This is a genomic window from Rhodococcus sp. KRD162, assembly GCF_017168335.1.
In the GTDB taxonomy this organism is placed as follows: domain Bacteria; phylum Actinomycetota; class Actinomycetes; order Mycobacteriales; family Mycobacteriaceae; genus Rhodococcoides.
Genome location: NZ_JABFAU010000008.1, coordinates 22,663 through 44,823 on the forward strand (window position 1 = coordinate 22,663; position 22,161 = coordinate 44,823).

Here is a 22,161-nt window from a genome sequence, read left to right on the forward strand (position 1 = left end):
TACTCATCATGAACAGTGCTGTTCGCTCCACACTCGTGCCACCGTCCTCCGCCGGCCACATGTTGGCGACCGCCAAGAACTGCCCGGAACCGAGCACAATGGTCGGCAACACGCCCGTTCTGTGGATCGGTGAACCGTTCGCGGACTCCGGCCGCGGCTTCTGGGCGAAACTCGAAGGCAGCAATCCCGGTGGGATGAAAGACCGCCCCGCGCTGCACATGGTCGAAAAAGCCAAGGCCCGCGGCGACCTCGCTCCCGGCGCGATGATCATCGAATCCACCAGCGGAACCCTCGGCCTGGGTCTGGCCCTGGCCGGGATCACCCATCACCACCCCGTCACCCTCGTCGCCGACCCGGGACTGGAACCGATCGTGCACCGGATGCTCGCCGCGTACGGTGCCCGCGTCGAACTGGTCACCACACCGCACCCCGACGGCGGCTGGCAGCAGGCCCGGCGTGAGAAGGTCCGTGAGCTCCTCGATACACATCCAGGGTCGTGGTGCCCGGATCAGTACACCAACCCGGACAATGTCGAGGCGTACGAGTCGCTCGCTCACGAACTCATCGCCCAGCTCGGACGCGTCGACACCTTGGTTTGCTCGGTGGGCACCGGAGGGCACTCCGCCGGGGTGGCCCGGGTGCTCCGGCAGTTCTGCCCCGACCTGAAACTGGTCGGTGTCGACACCATCGGATCGACGATCTTCGGGCAACCCGCCAGCACTCGGCTCATGCGCGGGTTGGGTTCGAGCATCTATCCCGACAACATCGACTATCCCGCCTTCGACGAGGTGCACTGGGTGGCCCCGCACGAAGCGGTGTGGTCGTGCCGCACCCTGGCGGCGACGCACCACGCCAGCGGCGGCTGGAGCGTCGGGGCCGTCGCCCTCGCGGCCGGCTGGATCGCTCGCACCAGCCCGCCGGAGACCCGGGTCGCGGCCGTCTTCCCCGACGGACCGCAGCGCTACTTCGACACCATCTACAACGACGACTACTGCACCGAGCACGGCCTGCTCGACGTTGACCCGCCGACCGAGCCGACGACCATCGCCCACCCCACCGATGAGACTGTGACGTCGTGGACGCGGTGCGCCACCGTCGTCGATCCCACCGTCGTCGATCCCACCGAGAGCGTTCGATGAAAACTTTTCTGACCAAGTTCCGTAGCTTCGACCGGCCCAGCCAGGTGTTGATGGTCAACCAGTTCTCCATCAACGTCGGTTTCTACATGCTGATGCCGTACCTGGCCGGGTATCTGGCCGGTTCCCTGGGCCTGGCGGCGTGGGCGGTCGGGCTGGTGCTGGGGATGCGGAACTTCTCCCAGCAAGGGATGTTCCTGCTCGGCGGCACCCTCGCCGACCGCCTCGGATACAAACCCCTGATCGTCGCCGGCTGCCTGCTGCGAGTTGCCGGTTTCGTACTGCTCGCGGCCGTGGAATCGCTGCCGGCGATCCTGCTCGCCTCGGCCGCGACCGGGTTCGCCGGTGCGCTGTTCAACCCGGCCGTGCGGGCGTATCTGGCCGCCGACGCAGGGCCACGGCGGGTCGAGGCGTTCGCGGTGTTCAACGTGTTCTATCAGGCCGGGATTCTGCTGGGCCCGTTGATCGGTCTCGCTCTGACCACCCTCGACTTCCGAGTCACCTCACTGGCAGCGGCCGCGATTTTTGCTGTTCTGACGATCGTGCAGATTTGGACGCTCCCCGCGCACCGGGCCGAGACGACCGGGGCCACGACATCGGTACTCGAGGACTGGCGGGTGGTGATGGCCAACCGACCCTTCGTGCTGTTCGCGCTGGCGATGATCGGATCCTACGTGCTTTCGTTCCAGATCTATCTTGCGCTGCCGCTGCAGGCTGCGGTGGTAGTCGGTAACGGCAGGTCCGACACCGCTCTGGTGACCTCGTTGTTCGTGGTCTCCGGCGTGGTCGCGATCGCCGGGCAGTTCCGGATCACGTCCTGGTTGTCCCGCAGGTGGGGTTCGGGGCGAAGCGTGGTGGTCGGTATGGCAATCATGGCGCTGGCGTTCCTCCCGCTGATCGTGCTGCCGAGCCCGGCCGCGCTGGGCGGGTGGGCCGCCGCCGGTGCCCTGGTGTTCACCGCTGCACTGTTGGCGGTCGGCACCGCCGCGGTGTTTCCGTTCGAGATGGACACGGTGGTGACCCTGTCGGGCGGGAAGCTGGTGGCCACCCATTACGGGTTCTACAACACCATCGTCGGGGTCGGCATCCTGCTCGGCAACCTGGGTACAGGAGCCGTCTTCGGGCTTCTCAGCGACGCGCATCTGGGTGCACTGATCTGGGCGATACTGACCCTGGTCGGGGCGGCATCTGTGGCCGCTCTCTATGCGCTCGATCGATCCGACCGGCTCACCCCACCCCCCACCGAGACCACGGTGACCGAAAGCGGCGAGGTACCGGCCACCGGCTAGCGGCAGTGCACGCCGAGAAGTGGCCTGCATTGCCCACACCCGAGACCTCGACGATGATTGCCGAACACGAGGGTATCGACGCGGCACCGTTCACGACTATCCACCGACCGGTGGCCCGCATTCACACGAATGCGGGCCACCCACACCTCAGGCGGGGGTACTGCGGTGACGTTGGAGGCGACGGACGACGGGGTAACCCGTGACCACCCCGAGGACGATACCGATTTGCATGAGCATCCAGAACGCAGCATCGGTGGCCGGTGGCATGGTCTCGGTGTAGTACAGCAGCAGCATCCAACCACCCATCCCGAGGTCGAACGCCAGTACGGTCAACGCAGCGACGCCGACCGCAGCCAGGACAGAACGCCGAATGGATTGCCTGCGCACCGACTACCGGTGTGATGGCCGAACGCTCGTATACGAAGAGCATGATCGTGGCCAGTATGGCGATGACGATGATCATCACCCAAAGAACACTCTGTCCGCACGAGATTCGACGTCGGCAAGGACGGAAGCGACATCATCGAGAAGATTGTGGGCATCTCTGCGCGCGCGTAATCCGCGTTCGTAGTAGCCGGAGTCGAGGACGCCCGCCGATGCAGGCTCTGGTGCGACGTTCGATTCTGGGTGCCGCTCCCGCATCCGAGGGCGGTGTTCCGGTCAGTGCCCAGGGTCATGCCGTAGCACCGGTGCGGCACATCTCGTTGCATACCGTAGGGGGGTATGGTAAATCTGTAAGTGGGTCGCGACGACCTCGATCACATTCCGAATCGAAGAAAGAAGGGCATCGATGAACACCACCGTCACCGTCACCGGAATGACCTGCGGGCACTGCGTCTCCTCGGTCCGAGAGGAGATCAGCGGCATCCCCGGTGTGACCGCCGTGAATGTCGACCTCGCGAGCGGCCGAGTCGATATCGACTCGGACACCCCGATCGAGCAGACGGCCATCGCCCACGCAGTCGACGAGGCCGGCTACCAGCTCGCCTCCTGATCGACACCAGACCCGGACAGGAGATTCGCACGATGAACGCATCATCGAAGTTCGTCGGATTCACCATCGCCCTAGCCGCGGTCTTCGGGCTCGCCTTCGGAGCCGGGGACGCCTTCGGCCCCGAAGGTGCCGCACCACCCGACACACACGACACCTCGACTCACGACGCCGCCGCGGTGTCCACTGCGGGCGGGCCCGTCGCCAATCAGAGACCTGGAGGATTGATGGTCACCGACAGCAGATACGCCGCGGTGCCCGCCGCCTCGGAGCCGATGCCCGCCGGGCACGGACACTGACACACCACCACACCCCGAGAGGAGCGACGATGAATCCCGTCACGCACCACCCCACCGCCGACGGCCGGGTCGAACTCGACATCAGTGGTATGACCTGCGCCTCCTGCGCGAACCGGATCGAGAAAAAGCTCAACAAGCTCGACGGTGTCACCGCGACGGTGAACTACGCCACCGAAAAAGCACGCGTCGACTACGTCGGTGATGTCTCGACCGAGGATCTCGTGGGCACCGTCGAGCAGGCCGGCTACACCGCCACGGTCCCCGCGCCCGCCGCCTCCTCCACCGACCCCGACGCGGCCGGGCCAGCCGAGATCGACCCCACCGCCTCGCTGCGCCAACGCCTGCTCATATCGCTGGTGCTCAGCGTGCCGGTGATCGCGATGGCCATGGTTCCGGTACTGCAGTTCACCAACTGGCAGTGGCTTTCCCTGACCCTCGCCGCACCCGTGGTGGTGTGGGGGGCATGGCCGTTCCACAAGGCCGCCTTCACCAATCTGCGGCACGCCACCTCAACGATGGACACCCTGATCTCGATGGGCACCATCGCAGCACTGGGGTGGTCGTTGTATGCCCTGTTCTGGGGCACCGCCGGAACGGCCGGCATGACACACCCGTTCGAGCTGACCATCTCCCGCTCCGACGGGGCCGGCAACATCTACCTCGAGGCCGCAGCCGGAGTCACCACCTTCATCCTCGCCGGCCGCTACTTCGAAGCACGCTCCAAGCGACGCGCCGGTGCCGCCCTGCGTGCCCTGCTCGAGCTCGGTGCCAAGGAAGTCTCCGTCCTGCGCGAGGGTGTCGAACAGCGCATCCCCACCGATCAACTCATCGTCGGTGACGAGTTCGTCGTCCGCCCCGGGGAGAAGATCGCCACCGACGGCGTGGTCGCCGACGGCTCTTCCGCGGTCGACAATTCGATGTTGACCGGCGAATCCGTGCCCGTCGAGGTAGGACCCGATGATCTGGTCGTCGGCGCGACGGTCAACGTCGGTGGCCGAATCGTGGTCCGGGCGACCCGCATCGGCTCGGACACCCAGCTCGCACAGATGGCGAAACTCGTCGAAGACGCTCAGACCGGTAAAGCCCAAGCTCAGCGTCTGGCCGACAAGATCTCCGGAGTCTTCGTCCCGATCGTGATCGCCCTTGCCGCGGCGACACTCGGCTTCTGGATCGGCACCGGCGGTGGGATCGCGGCCGCGTTCACCGCAGCCGTCGCCGTCCTGATCATCGCCTGCCCGTGTGCCCTCGGCCTGGCCACCCCGACCGCGCTGATGGTCGGCACCGGCCGCGGCGCTCAGCTCGGCATCCTGATCAAGGGTCCCGAAGTGCTCGAATCGACCCGCCGTGTCGACACCGTGGTACTCGACAAGACCGGCACCGTCACCACCGGCAAGATGACTCTGCTCGACGTGATCACCGCCGACGGCGAGGACACCGCGCAGGTGCTGCGCCTGGCCGGTGCACTCGAAGATTCGTCCGAGCACCCCATCGCCCAGGCCATCGCCAAAGGTGCCCGCGAGAAGGTCGGAGCCCTGCCACCGGTGGAGCAGTTTATAAATATCGAAGGCCTCGGGGTGCAGGGCATAGTCGACGACCACGCAATGATCGTCGGACGGGCCCGCCTCCTCGCCGACCGGGCGCAGCAGCTGCCGGACGAACTCGAAAGTGCGATGCGTGCAGCCGAATCCGAGGGCAAGACCGCCGTCGCAGTCGGTTGGGACGGTCGGGCTCGCGGAGTACTGGTCGTCGCCGACGCGGTCAAACCCACCTCCGCCGAGGCGATCGAGCAGCTGCGGGGCCTGGGTTTGACGCCGATCATGCTCACCGGCGACAACGCAGCCGCCGCGCGTGCCATCGCCGACCAGGTCGGCATCCACGAAGTGATCGCGGAGGTGCTGCCCGCAGACAAGGTGGACGTCGTCAAAAGGCTGCAGGAGCAGGGCAAGGTAGTGGCGATGGTCGGCGACGGCGTGAACGACGCCGCCGCGTTGGCGCAGGCCGACCTCGGTCTGGCGATGGGCACCGGTACCGACGTTGCGATCGAAGCCAGCGATCTGACGTTGGTGCGCGGTGATCTGCGCGCAGCAGCGGATGCTATCCGCCTGTCCCGCCGAACGTTGGGCACCATCAAGGGCAACTTGTTCTGGGCGTTCGCCTACAACGTGGCCGCCCTCCCCTTGGCTGCGGCCGGGCTGCTCAATCCGATGCTGGCCGGTGCAGCGATGGCGTTCTCGTCGGTGTTCGTGGTCAGCAACAGCTTGCGGTTGCGCCGGTTCAAGTCCCTCACCGGATAACCGCGCGGGTAGAACAAGCACCCAAAAGGCTGGGGTGGGCGTGGCATGCAGGCGCGCCACCCCACCCCACCGCTACAACCCCGATGCAGCCTACGAAAGGAGAGGGCCATGTCCTTCGTGACAACGACCTTGGTGCAGATCACCCGGCACCCGGCGACCCGAGCGGTGGCCCGCTGCGCGGTGATGTGCGCTGCGGCGGCGGCCCAGCGACGACTCGACGGACCGACCCTCTCGCGCCATACCCCGGGCGGGCATAATCGAGGATGCTCGGCATGACACTCGGATTCCAGGAGGACACCATGGCCACTCCCGCGGCCGCGCAGGCACCCGCCGAGACCGACGGCCATGATCACGCCGCGCACGGCTACATCACCGAAAAGGACGCCTACCTCAAACGCCTCAAGCGCATCGAAGGCCAGGCCCGAGGACTGCAGCGCATGGTCGAGGAAGACAAGTACTGCATCGACATCCTCACCCAGGTCTCGGCGATGACCAAAGCCTTGCAGGCGGTGGCCATGGGCCTGCTCGAAGCTCACATCAGCCACTGCGTGGTCGACGCCGCCATCGCCGGCGGTCCCCAAGCCGACGCGAAGATCAAAGAGGCCACCGACGCGATCTCACGGCTCGTCCGCTCCTGAGCACCGGCAGTGCGAAGCCATTCCTCGCCGTCCACTCCCGCGTGCTTGTCGGAAACCTCGGCGAGGCGGCGCAGGCAGAGACCGTCATGACCGAAACCGTATCGGCGATTCTGCGCGATCGCCGAGTCCTCGCCACCGTGGCAGCGCTGGCAATACTGGCAGTGGCTGCCGCCCTCGTACCCCGCCCGTCGATCATTGTGGTGCGCGAGTGGGCGGAGTCGATGGGCCCGTCGTTCGTGGTGGTGTTCTTTCTGACCCAGGCGGTGTTGACGATTGCCCCGGTACCGCGCACGGTGTTCACCCTCAGCGCCGGACTGTTGTTCGGTCCCGCCACCGGGGTCGCCGTCACGATCGCCGCCACAACTGTCAGCGCTGTGCTGGCGTTGCTGCTGGTGCGCGCGCTCGGGCGCACCGCGGTGCAGGAGCGGCTGACGAATCCTGCGGTCAAGTCCATCGATGCCCGGTTGGCTCGGCGGGGGTGGCTGGCCGTCGGGTCCTTGCGGCTCATTGCCCCGGCACCGTTCGCCCTGGTCAACTACTGCTCCGGACTCTCCGCGGTGCGCCTGCTGCCCTACACGACGGCCACTGTCGTGGGGATTCTGCCCGGTACGATCGCCGCGGTGCTGTTCGGGGACGCTTTGACCGGGCGAACGAATCCGGCATTGATAGTGGTGACGTCGGCCTGCGTGGCCGCCGGGGTGGCAGGATTGCTGGCCGACGCCCGCCTGCCGGTGTCGCAGGCACAGCCCAACACCGCAGATGGCGCATCGAGAAGCGGTCGCCTTCGTCGTCTGTTGCTGCCGGACCGCGGATAGGACGTGGCGAGAAATCCTACAATTTTGCTGCGCCTGCACCGCCAAAGCCAGCGGAGTTGCCGAACTCCTGACCTACGCGAGAAGTAGGGCACGCGCGTTCCCCGCGGATTCGCAGTCGAAGAGCCCACACCATCACCCCCACCGACATCACTCCGATTACGGGCTGCACGGGTGCCCATAGATCCAGAGCACCGCTCACCCCGACCGCCACCACTACCAGTTTGTTGCATATCGGACATCCGACTGCCAACAACGACAACGCATTCGCACTGACCCCTACACGGGAAGAAACCGACGACGCCAGCCCAGTGCTCACGTATGTCGCAAGAATGAGGCCACTGAGAACTGCGGTGGCAATCCACACCGGATAGTTCCACCACAACACCGGGGTCATTCGAACGTAGAACGCAGTGTGGATGATCCCGGTGGGGATCGCCACGACCAGCGCGGCCACCGTCGCGCCCAGTAACGCGGCCACCCAACGCCGCGCCGGCCAGTCACGCATCGTCACAGTCGTCATCCCTCTCCCGGTCAGCGGATACCACCCCACCATCTACTATGAATGATAGTAGTTTGCAGGTGCGGTGAGTCGGCGTCAATCGACGCCGACTCGCCGCCCATACGGCACAGGCGTCGAGCGTCGACGCGAGCCTCAGCCGACCGTGAGGAACCGTCTACGACTGCCGATACCCGACAATGGTGACCGGCGAGGCCGGACACAGTCCCATGCGGCTCTCGCCGCGCTCCGTTTCCTTCGCTGGTGACGCAGGGAACCCACACCGACCCCAGAGGATTTCTTCTGTGCATTCTTTTTCAGGCCCGACGCGGCGTGTCCGCGCTACCCTGATCGCCTCGATCATCGTTGTTGCCGCGGCATTTTCGGTAAATGCTCCAGCTTCGGCGGACCCTGCTGCACCCCCGGTGAACGCATCCGAAGCCGTACGACAACTCGCTGAACTCAATGCGACCGCCTTCACTCTCACCGAGAGCATGTACGCCGCGCAGGACACCCTCGATCGTCGCCGCGGCGAACTGAGTACCGCAGTTCAATTCGCCCACGAGACCTCGGCGGCGGCTCGGGAAGCCGAAGTGGCCGCATCTGCCAACCGTCGAGCACTGGCCACAGCTGTCGACGCCGCGTACAAAGGTGTACCGCAATCCCCTCTCGGGGCCGTTCTGGTCGCGGACAGCCCACAGCAACTACTCGATCAGATGGTGTTGTTGGACCGGATCCTCGCCGATCGAGCCGCTGCACTCGCCGACTCGACACAGATCGACGACGAAGCGCGAGACCAGCTCGAACAAGCCCGGCAAGCACAGGCGTCCGCTGCGGTAGCCGAGGCGGACGCCGCACGTACACAACGCGACCTCGAGCAACGCCAGACCGACCTGGCCGATCAGATCGCCAAAATCACCGACCAATTCGCCGCCCTCACCGATGCGGATCGAGCTGCCATCGTCAGCCCCGGCACCACGAATCCTTCCGAGCTACCCGCCGCCGTCTCGGCTGCGAGTGGAACATCAGCGGAGGCGATGCGCATCGCCCTCGACCAACTCGGCAAACCCTATTCCTGGGGAGCTACCGGGCCGGGGTCCTTCGATTGCTCCGGACTGATCTACTTCGCCTACAAACAACTGGGACTGACCGTTCCACGCGTGGCCGCAGACCAAGCACGAGCGGGCACACCTGTCTCCCGCGAATCAGTGCAACCGGGTGACTTCATCTCTCTCTACTCACCGATCGGACACATCGGGATCTACATCGGCGACGGGAAATACGTCAACGCCCCCACCGGCGGCGACGTCGTCAAAGTCGCGCCCGTTCCCTGGGATGAAGTGACCGCAATCAACCGGCCCATCGCCACCTGATTCGATGTCCACGGTCCGGACGCCGCGACTGCGAGGAGACCGGATGCCCGTGTGGCAGACCGGTAAGATCGAACCGGTGAGGACTTCAGCCACGGAACCTATGAACCAGAAGTGGCTCCTAGGTGCTGTTTGCGCTTCGATAGTGCTGTTCGGAGTCCTTCTCATGCATTCTGCGCCGATGTCGTTCGCAACGGCGACGAGTATCGGCGAACACTCGATGACCTCGACGGTGAGCGCTCCACCTGCCGTCGACGAGCATTCGGGAGCATCATCTGCGACAGCATCGGAGAGTGGTTCCGCAGCACACTGCGGGAACGGCTGTGGCGATCACAGCTCGGTCATGCATCTGTGTCTGGCTATCATCGGTGCTGTCGCGGCGTTGGCCGTCTTACGGGCAATCGTTGTGGGCTTCGCCGGTTCTCTCGTCCACGCTGCGCGGCTGTCGGCAGTTCGTCGTCGAACCGGGCACCCGCCGCCCTGGACCATTTTCACTCTCTCCGAATTGTCTGTGCTTCGGATCTGACAGGTGACTCACCGTTGTGTGAGACACAGATGTCGACGGGTCAGTGTGCCTGTCGATCCGAACCACCCCACCATAATTTCAGGAGTTTGTTATGCGTTCGAATCGATCTACCCGTTTCACGATCGCGATAACGGCGGCTTCCGCTGTCGCCGCCGCAGTTCTCGCTGGCTGCAGCAGTAACGACGGCGAAATGAACATGCCCGGCATGTCGAGCAGCGATACACCGGCCTCGTCGTCCTCCGAGAATTCCGCCGAAGCATCGGCCGAATTCAACGATGCCGATGTCACGTTCGTCGAAGGGATGTACCCCCACCATGCACAAGCGGTGGAGATGGCTTCACTTGTCGACGGCCGAACCGAGAATGCTCAGGTCATCGAGCTGGCCCAGGCCATCGAAGCAGCTCAAGCACCGGAGATGGAGCAGATGAATGCCCTGCTCACCGCATGGGGACAGCCCGCAGCGTCCGCCGACATGGGCGGAATGGACATGGGCGGAATGGACATGGGCGGTATGGACATGGGGAGCGGTGGCATGACCGGCATGATGAGCCAGGAAGACATGGACATGTTGTCGGCCGCTAACGGAGCGGAGTTCGACTCCATGTGGCTCACCATGATGATCGAGCACCACAAGGGGGCAATCGAGATGGCTCAGATCGAGTTGGCCGACGGCTCCAATGCTGATGCCAAGGAGCTTGCCTCCACAATCATCGATGCGCAGCAGAGCGAAATCTCCACAATGGAAAGTTTGCTCGCCCAGTAACTCTCAATTCTGGGAACTATCAACCGTAGGGCGGGGCTCGGCTAATACCGAGCCCCGCCCTTCGGTTTCGAAGGACCTGGCCCTTTTAGCTGCCACACCGATCAACACGGCCCCGGAAACATGCCCTCCCCTGCTGATGCACCCGCCTGCGGGGTCCTTGGGACACGCAGATCCGCGGTAGGGACAGGGGGCGGCTCTCGGATCGGGTCGTCGCGGCCCGGCGGGGGCGCGCCGTCGACAGAGAGTGGGTTCGATACCACCGGCACTGGCAGTTGGGGAGGCGTGGTCTTGCACGTGCGGCTGCTCGGTTTCCTTCTCAGATGGGTAATACAACCGAACTGACGAATTCATTGCGTATCCAGGCAATGAACAGACCCCACACCCCCGTCAGCAGGGCGACACCGACGGCGATCATGATCACTCCGCCTGCCACTTTGATTCTCTGCGAGTTCCGCCGTAGCCAGCCGACACCGCGCATCGCCGAACTCGAGCCGAACGCGAGGACCACGAACGGTAGACCGAGTCCCAGACAGTAGGCGACGATGAGAGTGACGCCGCGCGCTGCGGTTGCGCCTTCAGTGCCAGCGGCAACGGACAACACCCCGGCGAGCGTGGGGCCAAGGCACGGCGTCCAGCCGAGCGCGAACACGCCACCGAGCAGCGGCGCTCCAGCAAGAGACGAGATGGTTTGCGGCGCGAATCGAGTGTCGCGTTGGAATGCGGGAATGAACCCGATGAACGTCAAGCCCATGATGATCGTGATGGCACCGCCGACCTGCTGAAGCACCTGTTCGTTGATGCGCAGGGTGCCGATGACCCCGAAAATCGAGGCGGTGGCGAGGACGAAGACGATGGTGAAGCCGGCGACGAACAACCCCGCTGCACCTGCCACGCGCCAGCGGCTTGCCAGCTTCGGCGGTGCTTCACCAGTCGAGGCGGCGGCGAGCGACGGCACGTCGGCACCTGCGATGCCCGCCAGGTACGACAGGTAGCCCGGCACCAGGGGCACCACGCACGGTGACGCGAACGAGACCAGCCCGGCGAGCATACATGCGGCGATCGCCAGTACCAGAGGTCCGCTCGATGCCAGATTTTGGAACGTCGAGCCAACGCCGCCTTGGGCAAGAAGAACAGTCATTCGTCTGCTATCCGTTCGACGACAGGGAGCAGGTCTTCGGCGAGGAGGGCACGCATGAACACTGCCGCCACCCGGTGCTCTCGATCGAGTACCAGCGTCGAGGGAATCACGCTGGTCGGGTAGTTCCCGCCGAGGGCGATCAGCGTCCGCATCGAGGGGTCGTAGATCGAGGCGTAGGAGACATTGTTGTCGACAACGAAGTCCTGCGCTTTGTCCTTCTGCGGATCTCGAACATTGATACCGAGGAACTGCACACCGCGCTCGCGGGTTGCTTCGTAGACCTCTTCGAGGTCGTCGGCTTCGCCGCGGCAGGGGCCGCACCACTGACCCCAGAGATTGATCACGACCACCTCGCCGTCATAGTCCGACAGAGCGGTGTTCTTACCTTCCTCCATCAGATCGGGTCCGGCGAGTTCACCGATGGTTCCGCGCGTTTCGGGGGGATCGTAGACGATGTCGGTTTGACCACCGGGTGCAACGAAATCGAAGCTACCTCCGGAGGGCACGGCGTCGGCGCCTGCGGAACATCCGGAGACCAGGAGTACAACGGCAAGGATGGATGCCGTTGCCGTGGCGGGCAGACTGCTCTGTTCGCGTGTGCGAGCCCCCGTAGGGCGGCCGAGTCTCATGAAGTCGACGCCTTTGCTGCAGTACGGATCTGCGCCGATGTCTCGAACATCGTGGGATCGGTGACGCGGTCGATGCCCCAGTCTTGGCCGGTGACGAAGCTCGGGGCACTGTGACTTCCCTCTCCGGAATGCACTACGGACACGAGGCAGTCAGTTGATTCGGATCGTGGTCGTGGCTCCTGGATCCTGGTCCGGTCGATACCCGGTCGGCAACACCGGCCGGGTCGACGCGGGATTGACGCGACCGGTGCCGCATGACCTCGCCGAAGCACAGGGCGGCGGCTAGCAGGCGACATCAGTTCAAACCCGCGTACGAATGCAGTCCGGAGACCACCATGTTGATGATGAACAGGTTGAACAGCATGGCCACGAATCCGGCGATGTTGATCCACGCGGCCCGGGTGTCACGCCACCCGCTGGTGGCCCGGGCGTGCAGGTACGCGGCGTAGATGATCCACGCGATGAATGAGACCGTCTCTTTCGGGTCCCAGCCCCAGAACCGACCCCACGCGGCCTCGGCCCAGATCGCGCCGAGGATGACACCGATTCCGAACAGGGGAAACGCGAAGATGGTGGTCTTGTACGCCAGCACGTCGAGCGAGTGCGCCGAGGGGAGACGAGCGACGATCCGGCCCACTCTGCTGTCGGGGACGGCGTTGTTGTTGGGATATCGGATCCGGATCAGGAACAATGTGCTGGCTGCACCGGAGATCAGGAACACCCCGCTGCCGAGCGAGACGACGGAGACGTGCACGGGGAGCCAATACGACTGCAAGGCTGGTACGACGGGCGCCGCGTTGGCATAGAGCACAGTTCCGGCAATGAAGAGCAGGATCAAGGTCGGCACGAGGACGAACAACCATAGTGTGCGCAGTTGCTCCGAGCGCAGCACGATCAGTCCGGCAAGTATGCCGGCCGCGCATGTGACGGAGACGAATTCGTACATGTTTCCCCACGGCGGGCGGCCAGTGGCGATCCCGCGCAGGACGATCGACCCGATATGCAAAGTGAGTGCGAGCATTACCAGGGCGAGTCCCGTGCGGCCCAGGCGTTCGGACGGGGCTCTTCGCTCGGGGACCGGCACGTATCCCGGTGTCGATGATGTCGCTGCGATCAGTTGCGGATGCAGACTCGAGGCCCGGCTCAGAGTCGCTGTTCGTGTCGTTGCGAGTTGTGCGATGAACAGGATCGCGGCGAGAAGGTAGACCACGAAGGCGGTCTCGAAACTGATGTCGCTCCAGCGGGCGAGGTTGTCGTCGATCGGCATGGCGCTACACCGTTTCTGTATCGAGGGTCTCGGAGTGGTTCTTTGTCCGCGGCGTCCAGATTTCGGTGCGGAGGGTCTCGAATTCGGGTCCCCATCCGGCGTGATCGGTACGGGCGAGCCCGCCCATCTCCACGCTCGATCGGCCTGTTTCGGCCGGGAGTACACGGAACCAGACTCGACGTCGCTTGATCACCAGCGAGACCAACAGTCCGGTCATCATCGTGATCGCGAACACGAGCACCCACAACTGTGCGGGGTCGTATCCGACCTGCAGGTTGGCGAACTCCTTGGCGCCGTTGAATCGAATGTTGGTGCCGTCGGTGAGGGTCGTCGATTCACCGGGACGCAGGTTCACCCGATCCTGCTTGACAAGTCGGCCCTGGTTGATCATCTCCTGGTCCAGGGAGAAGATCGACTGGGGTATGCCGGTGTCGAGGCCGGTATCTCCTTTGTAGATATCCACTGCCACAGCAGGATCGACCAAGTCCGGGAAGCGGGAGGAGAGCAGGGTTCCGTTGAATTGCGCAGTGGGAGCGAAGAGGCCTTCGATGGCGATCTGGCCGCGGCGTCGCTCATCGGCGGTGGCATAGGTCCCGCCGGGTGGATCGAAACGCAACGCCCCGCTACTCAGGAACGTGGTGGCGTCGTCGGGCCGGAACTGCAGGGCCTCGGTTCGACTCTGACCGTCGGGGAAGGTCACGGTGAATTCCGGGGCGTATCCGTGGCCGGTGAGGTAGATGCGTTCATCTCCGAGCCGGAGGGGTTCGTTGACTTTGAGTTGATAGTCGCGCCAGGTGTCTGCGGCGATGTCGTCGGCGGACTGGTAGGAGATGTTCGAGGTGAACATCTCTGCCTGGCCGTTCTCAAGGTAGTCGGCGTTGAAGTCCTTGACTCTGATGCAGAACGGCTCCAGCCCGGTTCCGTCGGTGCTGTTGCCGGCCCGGAAGGAGTCGTAGATGGCGGGCGAGGTGTTGCAGAAACCGGGCCCGTTGTCGGCGATGACGATGACCGATCCTTCGTAACCGAAGAGCTTGCCGATGGCGATGGCCGCGAGCAGACCGATCAGCGAGAAATGAAAAAGTAGGTTTCCCGCTTCGCGGGTATAGCCCTTCTCGGCGGAGAGGGTGAGCGCCCCATCGGGCTCGGGCCTAACGGCAGTACGCCACCCTCTCAAGTGGGGCGCGATGTCGTCGATGACGGTTTTCGGGCTACCGGCGAGAGCGCCCGAATGATGAAGCGGTAGTCGCGAAAGGTTTCGGGGTACGCGAACTGGCTGTGCGCGAAGGGCTTTACCGTGTTCGATCATTCGGGGAGTCAGGCAGCCGATCAACGACACAAACAGTAGGACGTAGATGGCGGTGAACCAGAAGCTTCCGAATACGTCGAACAATTCCAGCGTGTCCATGACGGCCCCGAGAGCCGGGCGCGCTGCGATGTAGGAATCAACCGCCTGGGTGTTGAGATTGCGCTGTGGCAGCAGGGCGCCTGGGATTGCTGCGATAGCGAGCAAAAACAGCAGCACCAGTGCCGTTCGCATCGAGGTCAGTTGCCGCCACCTGTTGCGCACCGCAGCGATTGCTCTGCGTAACCGTCCCTGCGATGTGAGCGCCGGGGTTTGATCAGCTGTCACACCGCCACACCCTTTCGACGATTGCATCTCAATTACTATGCAACATAGTAGTTGATGGGCCGTGTGCAGTTGTGTGCGGTAGTCGCCTCATATGGAGGTCGGCCTGTCAACGACGGCATGGTGAAGCGGTGGCACGCACCGTCGTGTGTGCCACCGCTTCCTGTTGCCGGGATGGTGATCGATGCGAGTGGGAGGTGAGCGTGTCGTAGTGTTTTTCCGGAGTCGCCCATCTCCGGAACGACCATCGCGGCAGGACGACTCACGAGTTACGGCAGATAGTACGCTACTATCTGCCGTAAATCCTTAGCGCCGGATTTCGAGAATCTGCTCCCCGACCCCCTATTCGGTGAGTCACCGATGCATAGCGGAATGATTGTTGCGTGGTGGTGTATTTTCGGCAGTCCACCTTTCACCGTCCGGGATTGGCCGAGAACGGATCGTATGTCAGGCCACGGCTTGAAAGCGCTGTCGGACAACGTATTTCAATACTACCCGCTTGGGCGAAATTTCTGCGGTCCTGGCTCCCGACATGTAGCGGGTCTCGGACATGTTATGAATCGAGCGAGCTGTACATCACGCGAGAGGTCATGGTGTCGGCCGCGCCGCTGAACGCGCCGAAAGCCGACTGGAGCAGCTCGTAGGCAGGGGCCAACTGGGTCTGCTCGATCTTTGCTACCGATGAGACGGTCCATCCAATGATCCCGTCGTGTCCTGGAACCGGCTTTCCGAAAAGATCGACCAAGGCTTCGCGGCGGTATCCACTCTCCACTAGGTCGTCTTCGGTGTACCAGTCGTCTCTAGGGTTATGAACGTATTCGGCTTGGACCCTCTGTAGCTCCTTCATGAGCCAGTCGTTGTCGGCCGATGGAGTTGCAGGTTCGGACATTTCAGATCCCCTTCGGCGAGTCGCACATCATATGAGCTGCTCCGGACTGGGCGATTCTATCGCCGCTCATATCGACCGCTCAATGTGTGTTTCTGAAAAACGAACTGACGGTGCGGCACGCCCCTCCGCCGGTGAAAGGGGTTTGCAGCTCGGCAACTCGTTTGTTCGCTACGCTGGCGACCATCGAGTTCGTGACATTGTGTGATCGAAAGGTTCTCCGGCTTTGGCTAAACGAGTGACAACCCAATTGGTGGACGATATCGACGGGTCCGTCATCGACGACGAATCCGGCGAGACGATCGAATTCGCAGTCAACGGTGTCGAATACGTGATCGATCTGAAAGCGAAGAACGCCAACGAGTTCCACAAGAAGATCCACTACTACATCGAGCACGCGGTACGGGTCGGTGGCCGTAAGCGTAAGCCCTCCCCCGCCGGCGCGACGACGCCCTCGAAGACCGGGACACCGGCCACGCGTGACCCGGCGCAGACACGCGCAATCCGGCAGTGGGCAGCCGACGAGGGATACGAGATCAATGACCGCGGGCGCATCCCGGCCGCCATCGAAGAGGCGTACAACGCGGCTCACTGACCTGCATTCGACCGTCGTCGACGAGGAACTGCAGACGACGCGCCTCCGCGAAAACTCATGTGCGTTTTCGGGCGTTCGTCCAACCTGGTTCGTTGGACGTTATTCTGCATTCTGGTGGCACAGCACCAGTTGTCTCGGCCCCTAGTGCGCTATCGGCGCTGGGGTCGTGCGCGGGTCAACTACGGTGATCGTCGTGACTTCGAGTGCGGTCACAGGTTGAGACTGAACAGGCCGTAGCCGACGACGGCCAGGAGTATGCAGGCCAAGTAGACATACCCGAGTGCTAGTCCTGCGATCGCCATGCCTCGACCGACCTCTCCGGTACGACGAATTTGATTCAATGCGATGTGGCCGAAGACTATGCCCAGCAGGCCACCGATGATGCCGAAGACCAACGCCAGAACGGCGAAAACGTTGGTCTGTTGTGCCAAACCGGACGTATTGCTTACCGGTTGGCCGTAGACCGGCCGGCCATCTGCGGTGTGCCCGACGATCGGAGCTACCAGCCTCTCGACCGAAGGTCCCGCCGTTGGCTTGGCGGAAACCTGTATCACTGCGACGATTCCGCCGATGAGCAGCAAAGCCAATGAGGCGGCGTTGACTACACCGACCAGAATGGAGATCGGTTCGGTACGCGCTGCTCGATTGATGGAGTTCAGCAGAAAGCCAACGCCGAATGCTGCGCCGAGGATCTGCCACCACTGCACCGGTTCCGAGCGGCGGTAAGAAGCGGCAGCGACGCCAGCGAACGCCGTACCGATGATCAGCCCCGTCAAGCCGAATGCGTACCAACCGCCGGCGGATCTGATGCGAAGGCCCACGTACATCAGTGCCGCGACAAATATCGCAAGCACGATGCCCAGCCCCACCGCAACGCAGATCAACCCGAGCTTAGGTCCCCGGGAACGGCGAGCACTCGTGGACTCTTCTGGTTTCGAGGGGAGTTGACCAGGCGACGGATAGAAACTCTCGGACATTCCGGTGATTCTGCTACAGGCGGCACGCAACCCGTTCGGTCGCTCTCCCCGATGTCAGTTGTTTGAATGATCTCCCGAGCGCTGCATGGTTCCTGCTGTGTGGACACTCCCGGCCCGGGACTCCCGTTCCTGCGCGGCCTCGACGCGCGCCATGTTGTCCGCGCTCGCGGGAAGTGGGGAGGGACACCCCGGCAATCCCCATCGAGGATCTCGGCGCTGAGTTATCGATTCGGTGCTCGGCCGATCGGACCGTCGACGTGGGTGGCGGACGCGGGCTGTTCGTCGGTGCCCGCCTCTACAGTGGCGGGTGTGAGCGACAACCAGTCCGTGGTCACGGTGCCTGAGCGCGTGCTCGACGAGCTAGCGCAGGTGTTGATCGACAGAATCGATCAACTACTCGATCGAGTAACCGACCGGGCTGTGGGCGCGCCGCCCCCGGGATCGGCGGCGTGGGAGTTGGAGTGGAGTGCCCGAGACACGGCGATCGGACGTGCGCGCGTGGCCGAACGATCGCGTGTACGAGCGGAATTGGCGCGCCGCGCGTGCGCCGGACTCGATTCGGCCGGGTTCACCGCATCGGCGGTGCCGGCTCGGCACTCTCCCCCGGTCCGACCCCGCCGGACGAAGCCCGGACGTGTCCGCGTCGACGAGGCACAGCTGACCTTCTTCTGAACCCGGCGCTCGAACTCGTTTCCCGATGGGTGCAGGCGTACGACCCCGCTGCTGTCCGGCGGCACCCGTTTTACCGGCGCACGGTGCGTTTCTTGGTGCCTGCGGTGGATTTGCGGTCCTCGAACTTCAGCTTGAATCCGAATGTCTTGCTGCCCTGGTAGGTACCTGCGGCCAGTGCGCCTCGGGCGCGGTACGTCTTACCTGTCTTGCTGGTGGCGTCGAATTCGATGGTCTCCCCGGCCAGTAGCTTCTCGAGTTCCTGCTCGGTGAAGTCCTTACCCGGCCAGTGTTCGTTAGCACCCCATCTGAGGCCTTTGAAGGTGACCGGTTTGCCTTTCCACACTCCGCTGACCAGGTCGGTCCGAGGTGCACGCTCTTCGAACTTCGGGTTGAAGCTCACGTGTGGGTACTGCTTGTCGTCTTTCTCCCGCACTCCTGGTTCGAGCTTTCCCGTGCAGGTGAACGTCTTTCCCGACTTCGCGCTCGTCGCGACGATTTCGACGACCCGGCCGGCGAGCAGTGCCGCTACTTCGGTGTCGGTGAACCGGTGGCCACCGAAGACCCGCTTCGCGCGGGTCACGACCGTGCCTGCGTGGGTGAAATGCAGCTCCGGTGGCAGCTCGATCATTTCCACCGCTTCTCGGGTCACCCCGGCCTTGCCCATCCGTGCCGTGAGCTCGCCGGACAGCTTGTCTGCGTTGGTCTTCATCGTTTCGAGGTCGCGGCGCACCAGATCAGCAACGAGGGACAGATAGTCGGCTGCCTCGCCGGTTCCGGCCTCGATCTGCGCCATCTGCTCGAAGACCTGCTCGGTGATCGTCAGATCCCCGATGTGTGTGCCAGGCAGGATCCGATGGTTGAGTTCACCGATCGCGCTGAGGGTGATCTTGCCGCGCTGCTCGACCATCAAGGCCTTGCCGCCCGAGTTGTTCGTGACTTCGGCGTATGTGCTCGTGCGGGTCGCGCCGGTACCTACGCTCCGCTTCTCGAGCTGCTTCATCAACCATCCCATCGTCGGATGCGGCGGACGTGCAGGGAAGCCCTCGTGGACGAACGGGTCCGCGACAGTGCCCAACGCCGTCGCACCAGTGAGTTGCTCGTCGCGCTCGCCGTCCTCCTCCTCGACGACGAACACACCTTTCCAGCCGAGCACTGCGGGCACATTCAGCGAGCCGACGAAGCTCGGATACTTCTCGACGTGCCCGCGATGCTGGTCGTACTCGTAATCGGGGGCGAGCATCGTCAGGTAGTTCTTGGCGAGGAGCTCGTAGATCTCCCGGCCCAGCTCGCCGTAGGCCTTCTCCACTGCCGCGAGGCTCGGCGGTACGTTGGGCCCCGGACGGTTGGCACCGTGCGCGCCACCGGACTTGACGTGGCTCGTACGTGGGCCGCGGTGGCTCAGCGCCGACGGATCCACTCCGACGACGCCGGCGATCGCGTCGACCGAGGGAAGCAGCTCGTTGAACTGCTCGATCGAGATGAACTTGTCCTCGGTGCGCGGGTAGGACACCACCTGTGCCTCGTACATCTTCTGATAGGTGTCGAGAACGTTCTTTGCTCCGAAACCTTTCTTTGCCAGCAGTGACGACAGTGCGGCCAGGTCCATCAGTTTCGGGGGTCCCGTTTTCTTGCGTGTGGTCCCGTCGTGGATGACCGGTGACGACTGCAGGCCGCCGGGAACATCGTTCTCGTTCTCGAATCGATCGATGTCGGGGTCGGTGTATGTCACGCCGTTCTCGTCTCGAAACCGGTTCTCGTAGAACGCTTTCTTGAGATATCCGTGGTGCGCGTCGAGTCCGTTGCCGACGATGACGACCATCGCGGACTTGAGCCGCCCGTTGCGGAGCACGGTGCTCGCGCCGGTCGTTTTGGTCGCGAGTCTGGTGAACTGCATCGAGAGCATGTCCCACTTCGACCGGAAGTCGGCCTTGCGGTAGTCGCCCTCGGCGGCGATCGCCGTGACCGGGCGACGGGCTGTGAAGGCCTTACGCAGCGATGCCGGTGTTTCGTCGAGGAACTCCATGCGTTCGAGCTTCTTGTTCTCGAGGCCCAGGTACTCCACGATCTCCCAGCCCAGGAGTGAGCCTTCACCGGTCGGATCGAGATCGGCTGCATTGCAGATGCTCTCGCAGCCCGAGAGGGTCGTCTTGAGTTCGTGGAGCAGGCTTTTCGCGTCCGGATCGGTGACCAGCTTGCCGCCGGACACCCGGCGTCGGATTTCTCGCTCCCAGCGGAAGTCGTCGGCGTTCCACGGCAGGTGTTCGAGCTCCCAGCTCTTGTACTTGTCGGTGAGAGGCGCGGGCACCATCGCGGAAGGATCCTTCAACTCCAGCAGGTGGCCGCGAGCGTGGACGATGACGTACTCCGTGCCCCCGAACGTGCCGCTCATACCGCCGAGTGCGGCGGCAAAGTTGCGTGCTGCGGAGGGCTTTTCGGTGAGGATTCCGACTTTTCCCATGACGATGGATCCTTCTCTGCGGTGTGTGCGGTGTGTGCGGTGTGTGCGGTGTGTGCGGTGTGTGCGGCGTGTGGACAGCGAGGGTGTTGCCGGTGGCCAGTCGGGCTAGAGGCCTGCGCTGACGAGGCGATAGTTCGCGACTTTCCAGCCGTCGTCGGTGCGTTCGAGGTCAACGGCTCCGGTGTAGCCGGTGAACGGGGTGATCTCACCGCTGCGGTGTTGGACGACGCGGTCGATGGTGACGGCTACGGTGGCCTGGGTGTCACCGTCCATCTCGGCGGCTGTGCCGTCGGTGTAGACGCTGGTGTCCGGTTGGGCGACGGCGGTGACGATGTCGCCGCTGCGTGCCCACGCCGACCATTCCGGGATCGGTTGCGGCGCTGGATCGGGTGGCGTGGCGGCGGCGGTGGCCATCGGGCCGGTGAGGTTGTCGCGCTGGGCGTGCAGGGCATCCCACGGTGAATCCTGCACTGCGGGTTGCCAGGTGTACACAGCGGACATCACCGACGTCGCGACGCCGACCGGGTCGGTGGCGGACGGGTCGATGGCGATCCCGGCGTCGGTACCCGGTGGTGGCGGTGTGTCCGGGCCGCGGAACACGAACACGATCACAGCGGCAATGGCGATGACACCGACGATGCCGAGACACGCGAACACGATGCCTGCTCGTCGGCTCATCTCGCGCTCTCCTGCGAGTCGACTTCGGTCGCTGATTCAGCATCGGTGTCGGAGATCTGGCCCAGTGCAGCGGCTTTGGCGATGACTTCGAGCCAGTCGACGATCGGTGCGTCCGCTCGGCGGCTGTGGAGGATCTGTGCCATGTCTGTGCTCCTTGGTCTGTGATGGTGTCAGTGTCCTGGTGGCCACCGACAACAAATGTGTGGGTGGGTGCAGCGCTAACCGACGGTGGGGACTCCTGCTGCGGCGATCACGCTGACCGTCCATATCGCCCACATGACGAGCGCGGTCGCCGCCAAGTGGATGGCTTTGCGGAGTGCAGTGACAGTCCAGTTCTGCGCTCGCGCAGAGGCGTCGGCGACAGCGACGACGCTGCCTATGGTCATCGCCGCGGTGACGACGATGACGGCCCACCAACCATGCGCGAGAACGTCGCGGGTCGCCGCGGCGCGGCCGCTGTCCTCGATCGTGGTGATCATCGACTCCAGGATCAATCGGGCGACGGGAACAGCCCATACCGTCCATACGATGACCGAGGTCAGAGCAAGGGCTGTCAGTGCTCGATGCCGGTCGTGGGACGTCAGGTGGTGGTTGGTGCGTGTCGGTGCGGTGCTCAT

At 63.9% G+C, this 22,161-nt stretch carries 27 protein-coding genes; 14 read left to right on the forward strand and 13 right to left on the reverse strand.

Annotated features, from left to right (window positions below; translation table 11 throughout):
- Window positions 1-8: 8 nt before the first annotated feature.
- A complete protein-coding gene (locus J1M87_RS13310) occupies window positions 9-1,139 on the forward strand; it encodes a PLP-dependent cysteine synthase family protein (RefSeq protein WP_032375708.1) in 1,131 nt (376 codons plus the stop codon).
- The gene (locus tag J1M87_RS13315) at window positions 1,136-2,425 is read left to right on the forward strand and encodes an MFS transporter (RefSeq protein ID WP_032375707.1); all 1,290 of its coding nucleotides are present in this window, start codon (window positions 1,136-1,138) and stop codon (window positions 2,423-2,425) included. The genes J1M87_RS13310 and J1M87_RS13315 overlap by 4 nt, the downstream gene beginning before the upstream one ends.
- Window positions 2,426-2,572: 147 nt before the next feature.
- Here J1M87_RS13315 and J1M87_RS13320 read toward each other — a convergent pair whose 3' ends face one another.
- A complete protein-coding gene (locus tag J1M87_RS13320) occupies window positions 2,573-2,812 on the reverse strand; it encodes a DUF4396 domain-containing protein (protein ID WP_032375706.1) in 240 nt (79 codons plus the stop codon).
- Window positions 2,813-3,215: 403 nt separating this feature from the next.
- Here J1M87_RS13320 and J1M87_RS13325 point away from each other — a divergent pair, with 403 nt between their 5' ends.
- From J1M87_RS13325 to J1M87_RS13350, 6 genes are all read left to right on the forward strand, one after another.
- Window positions 3,216-3,419, forward strand: coding sequence for a heavy-metal-associated domain-containing protein (locus J1M87_RS13325; RefSeq protein WP_032375705.1), 204 nt, complete (start codon window positions 3,216-3,218; stop codon window positions 3,417-3,419).
- A gap of 32 nt (window positions 3,420-3,451) precedes the next feature.
- Entirely contained in the window at window positions 3,452-3,715 is a 264-nt protein-coding gene (locus J1M87_RS13330) for a hypothetical protein (protein WP_032375704.1), read from the forward strand.
- Window positions 3,716-3,744: 29 nt separating this feature from the next.
- Window positions 3,745-6,009, forward strand: coding sequence for a cation-translocating P-type ATPase (locus tag J1M87_RS13335; protein WP_032375703.1), 2,265 nt, complete (start codon window positions 3,745-3,747; stop codon window positions 6,007-6,009).
- 108 nt (window positions 6,010-6,117) lie between these two features.
- On the forward strand, window positions 6,118-6,285 hold the full coding sequence (locus tag J1M87_RS13340) for a hypothetical protein (RefSeq protein ID WP_155288777.1): 168 nt from the start codon (window positions 6,118-6,120) through the stop codon (window positions 6,283-6,285).
- A 23-nt stretch (window positions 6,286-6,308) separates the two neighbouring features.
- Window positions 6,309-6,647, forward strand: coding sequence for a metal-sensitive transcriptional regulator (locus J1M87_RS13345; RefSeq protein ID WP_032375786.1), 339 nt, complete (start codon window positions 6,309-6,311; stop codon window positions 6,645-6,647).
- Between the two features lie 86 nt (window positions 6,648-6,733).
- On the forward strand, window positions 6,734-7,462 hold the full coding sequence (locus tag J1M87_RS13350; protein WP_045841173.1) for a TVP38/TMEM64 family protein: 729 nt from the start codon (window positions 6,734-6,736) through the stop codon (window positions 7,460-7,462).
- 16 nt (window positions 7,463-7,478) lie between these two features.
- On the opposite strand, the gene J1M87_RS13355 is transcribed toward J1M87_RS13350, so the two are convergent.
- Window positions 7,479-7,982: a hypothetical protein gene (locus J1M87_RS13355; RefSeq protein ID WP_176457804.1), complete on the reverse strand. Its 504-nt coding sequence runs from the start codon at window positions 7,980-7,982 to the stop codon at window positions 7,479-7,481.
- A 401-nt stretch (window positions 7,983-8,383) separates the two neighbouring features.
- Here J1M87_RS13355 and J1M87_RS29285 point away from each other — a divergent pair, with 401 nt between their 5' ends.
- From J1M87_RS29285 to J1M87_RS13365, 3 genes are all read left to right on the forward strand, one after another.
- Window positions 8,384-9,331 carry an NlpC/P60 family protein gene (locus J1M87_RS29285; RefSeq protein ID WP_032375702.1) on the forward strand — a complete coding sequence of 316 codons (948 nt, stop codon included), beginning with the start codon at window positions 8,384-8,386 and terminating at the stop codon, window positions 9,329-9,331.
- 100 nt (window positions 9,332-9,431) lie between these two features.
- Window positions 9,432-9,854 carry a DUF6153 family protein gene (locus tag J1M87_RS29440; RefSeq protein ID WP_353806439.1) on the forward strand — a complete coding sequence of 141 codons (423 nt, stop codon included), beginning with the start codon at window positions 9,432-9,434 and terminating at the stop codon, window positions 9,852-9,854.
- Between the two features lie 190 nt (window positions 9,855-10,044).
- Window positions 10,045-10,617, forward strand: a complete 573-nt coding sequence (locus J1M87_RS13365; RefSeq protein ID WP_306303528.1) for a DUF305 domain-containing protein — start codon at window positions 10,045-10,047, stop codon at window positions 10,615-10,617.
- Window positions 10,618-10,933: 316 nt separating this feature from the next.
- Here the strand turns inward: J1M87_RS13365 and J1M87_RS13370 are convergent, their stop codons facing one another.
- The 3 genes from J1M87_RS13370 to J1M87_RS13380 are packed head-to-tail and all read right to left on the reverse strand — an operon-like array spanning window position 10,934 to window position 12,527.
- The gene (locus tag J1M87_RS13370; protein ID WP_032375700.1) at window positions 10,934-11,755 is read right to left on the reverse strand and encodes a cytochrome c biogenesis CcdA family protein; all 822 of its coding nucleotides are present in this window, start codon (window positions 11,753-11,755) and stop codon (window positions 10,934-10,936) included.
- Complete coding sequence (locus J1M87_RS13375) at window positions 11,752-12,384, reverse strand: TlpA disulfide reductase family protein (protein WP_080736598.1); 633 nt, start codon at window positions 12,382-12,384, stop codon at window positions 11,752-11,754. Before J1M87_RS13375 ends, J1M87_RS13370 begins: the two co-directional genes overlap by 4 nt.
- Window positions 12,381-12,527 (reverse strand): hypothetical protein, encoded by a 147-nt coding sequence (locus J1M87_RS13380; RefSeq protein ID WP_155288776.1) that lies wholly within the window; start codon window positions 12,525-12,527, stop codon window positions 12,381-12,383. The genes J1M87_RS13375 and J1M87_RS13380 overlap by 4 nt, the downstream gene beginning before the upstream one ends.
- A gap of 11 nt (window positions 12,528-12,538) precedes the next feature.
- Here J1M87_RS13380 and J1M87_RS13385 point away from each other — a divergent pair, with 11 nt between their 5' ends.
- Window positions 12,539-12,670, forward strand: a complete 132-nt coding sequence (locus J1M87_RS13385) for a DUF3703 domain-containing protein (RefSeq protein WP_080733457.1) — start codon at window positions 12,539-12,541, stop codon at window positions 12,668-12,670.
- Between the two features lie 9 nt (window positions 12,671-12,679).
- Here the strand turns inward: J1M87_RS13385 and ccsB are convergent, their stop codons facing one another.
- The 3 genes from ccsB to J1M87_RS13400 form a co-directional block, all read right to left on the reverse strand.
- On the reverse strand, window positions 12,680-13,651 hold the full coding sequence (ccsB, locus tag J1M87_RS13390) for a c-type cytochrome biogenesis protein CcsB (RefSeq protein WP_032375699.1): 972 nt from the start codon (window positions 13,649-13,651) through the stop codon (window positions 12,680-12,682).
- 4 nt (window positions 13,652-13,655) lie between these two features.
- Entirely contained in the window at window positions 13,656-15,308 is a 1,653-nt protein-coding gene (locus J1M87_RS13395; RefSeq protein ID WP_052061714.1) for a cytochrome c biogenesis protein ResB, read from the reverse strand.
- Window positions 15,309-15,831: 523 nt separating this feature from the next.
- Entirely contained in the window at window positions 15,832-16,167 is a 336-nt protein-coding gene (locus J1M87_RS13400) for a hypothetical protein (protein WP_094610715.1), read from the reverse strand.
- 223 nt (window positions 16,168-16,390) lie between these two features.
- Between J1M87_RS13400 and J1M87_RS13405 the strand changes: the two genes are divergently transcribed.
- On the forward strand, window positions 16,391-16,759 hold the full coding sequence (locus J1M87_RS13405) for an Lsr2 family protein (protein ID WP_094610716.1): 369 nt from the start codon (window positions 16,391-16,393) through the stop codon (window positions 16,757-16,759).
- 209 nt (window positions 16,760-16,968) lie between these two features.
- On the opposite strand, the gene J1M87_RS13410 is transcribed toward J1M87_RS13405, so the two are convergent.
- Window positions 16,969-17,613, reverse strand: coding sequence for a DUF4190 domain-containing protein (locus J1M87_RS13410; RefSeq protein WP_307830806.1), 645 nt, complete (start codon window positions 17,611-17,613; stop codon window positions 16,969-16,971).
- A 432-nt stretch (window positions 17,614-18,045) separates the two neighbouring features.
- On the opposite strand from J1M87_RS13410, the gene J1M87_RS13415 reads away from it, so the two are divergent.
- Window positions 18,046-18,408 (forward strand): hypothetical protein, encoded by a 363-nt coding sequence (locus tag J1M87_RS13415; RefSeq protein WP_206489957.1) that lies wholly within the window; start codon window positions 18,046-18,048, stop codon window positions 18,406-18,408.
- A 70-nt stretch (window positions 18,409-18,478) separates the two neighbouring features.
- Here the strand turns inward: J1M87_RS13415 and J1M87_RS13420 are convergent, their stop codons facing one another.
- From J1M87_RS13420 to J1M87_RS13435, 4 genes are all read right to left on the reverse strand, one after another.
- A complete protein-coding gene (locus tag J1M87_RS13420) occupies window positions 18,479-20,866 on the reverse strand; it encodes a DNA topoisomerase III (protein ID WP_206489958.1) in 2,388 nt (795 codons plus the stop codon).
- Between the two features lie 105 nt (window positions 20,867-20,971).
- Window positions 20,972-21,544 carry a hypothetical protein gene (locus J1M87_RS13425; protein WP_241256895.1) on the reverse strand — a complete coding sequence of 191 codons (573 nt, stop codon included), beginning with the start codon at window positions 21,542-21,544 and terminating at the stop codon, window positions 20,972-20,974.
- Entirely contained in the window at window positions 21,541-21,687 is a 147-nt protein-coding gene (locus J1M87_RS13430) for a hypothetical protein (RefSeq protein WP_206489959.1), read from the reverse strand. Before J1M87_RS13430 ends, J1M87_RS13425 begins: the two co-directional genes overlap by 4 nt.
- Before the next feature lie 75 nt (window positions 21,688-21,762).
- On the reverse strand, window positions 21,763-22,161 hold the full coding sequence (locus tag J1M87_RS13435) for a hypothetical protein (protein WP_068050834.1): 399 nt from the start codon (window positions 22,159-22,161) through the stop codon (window positions 21,763-21,765).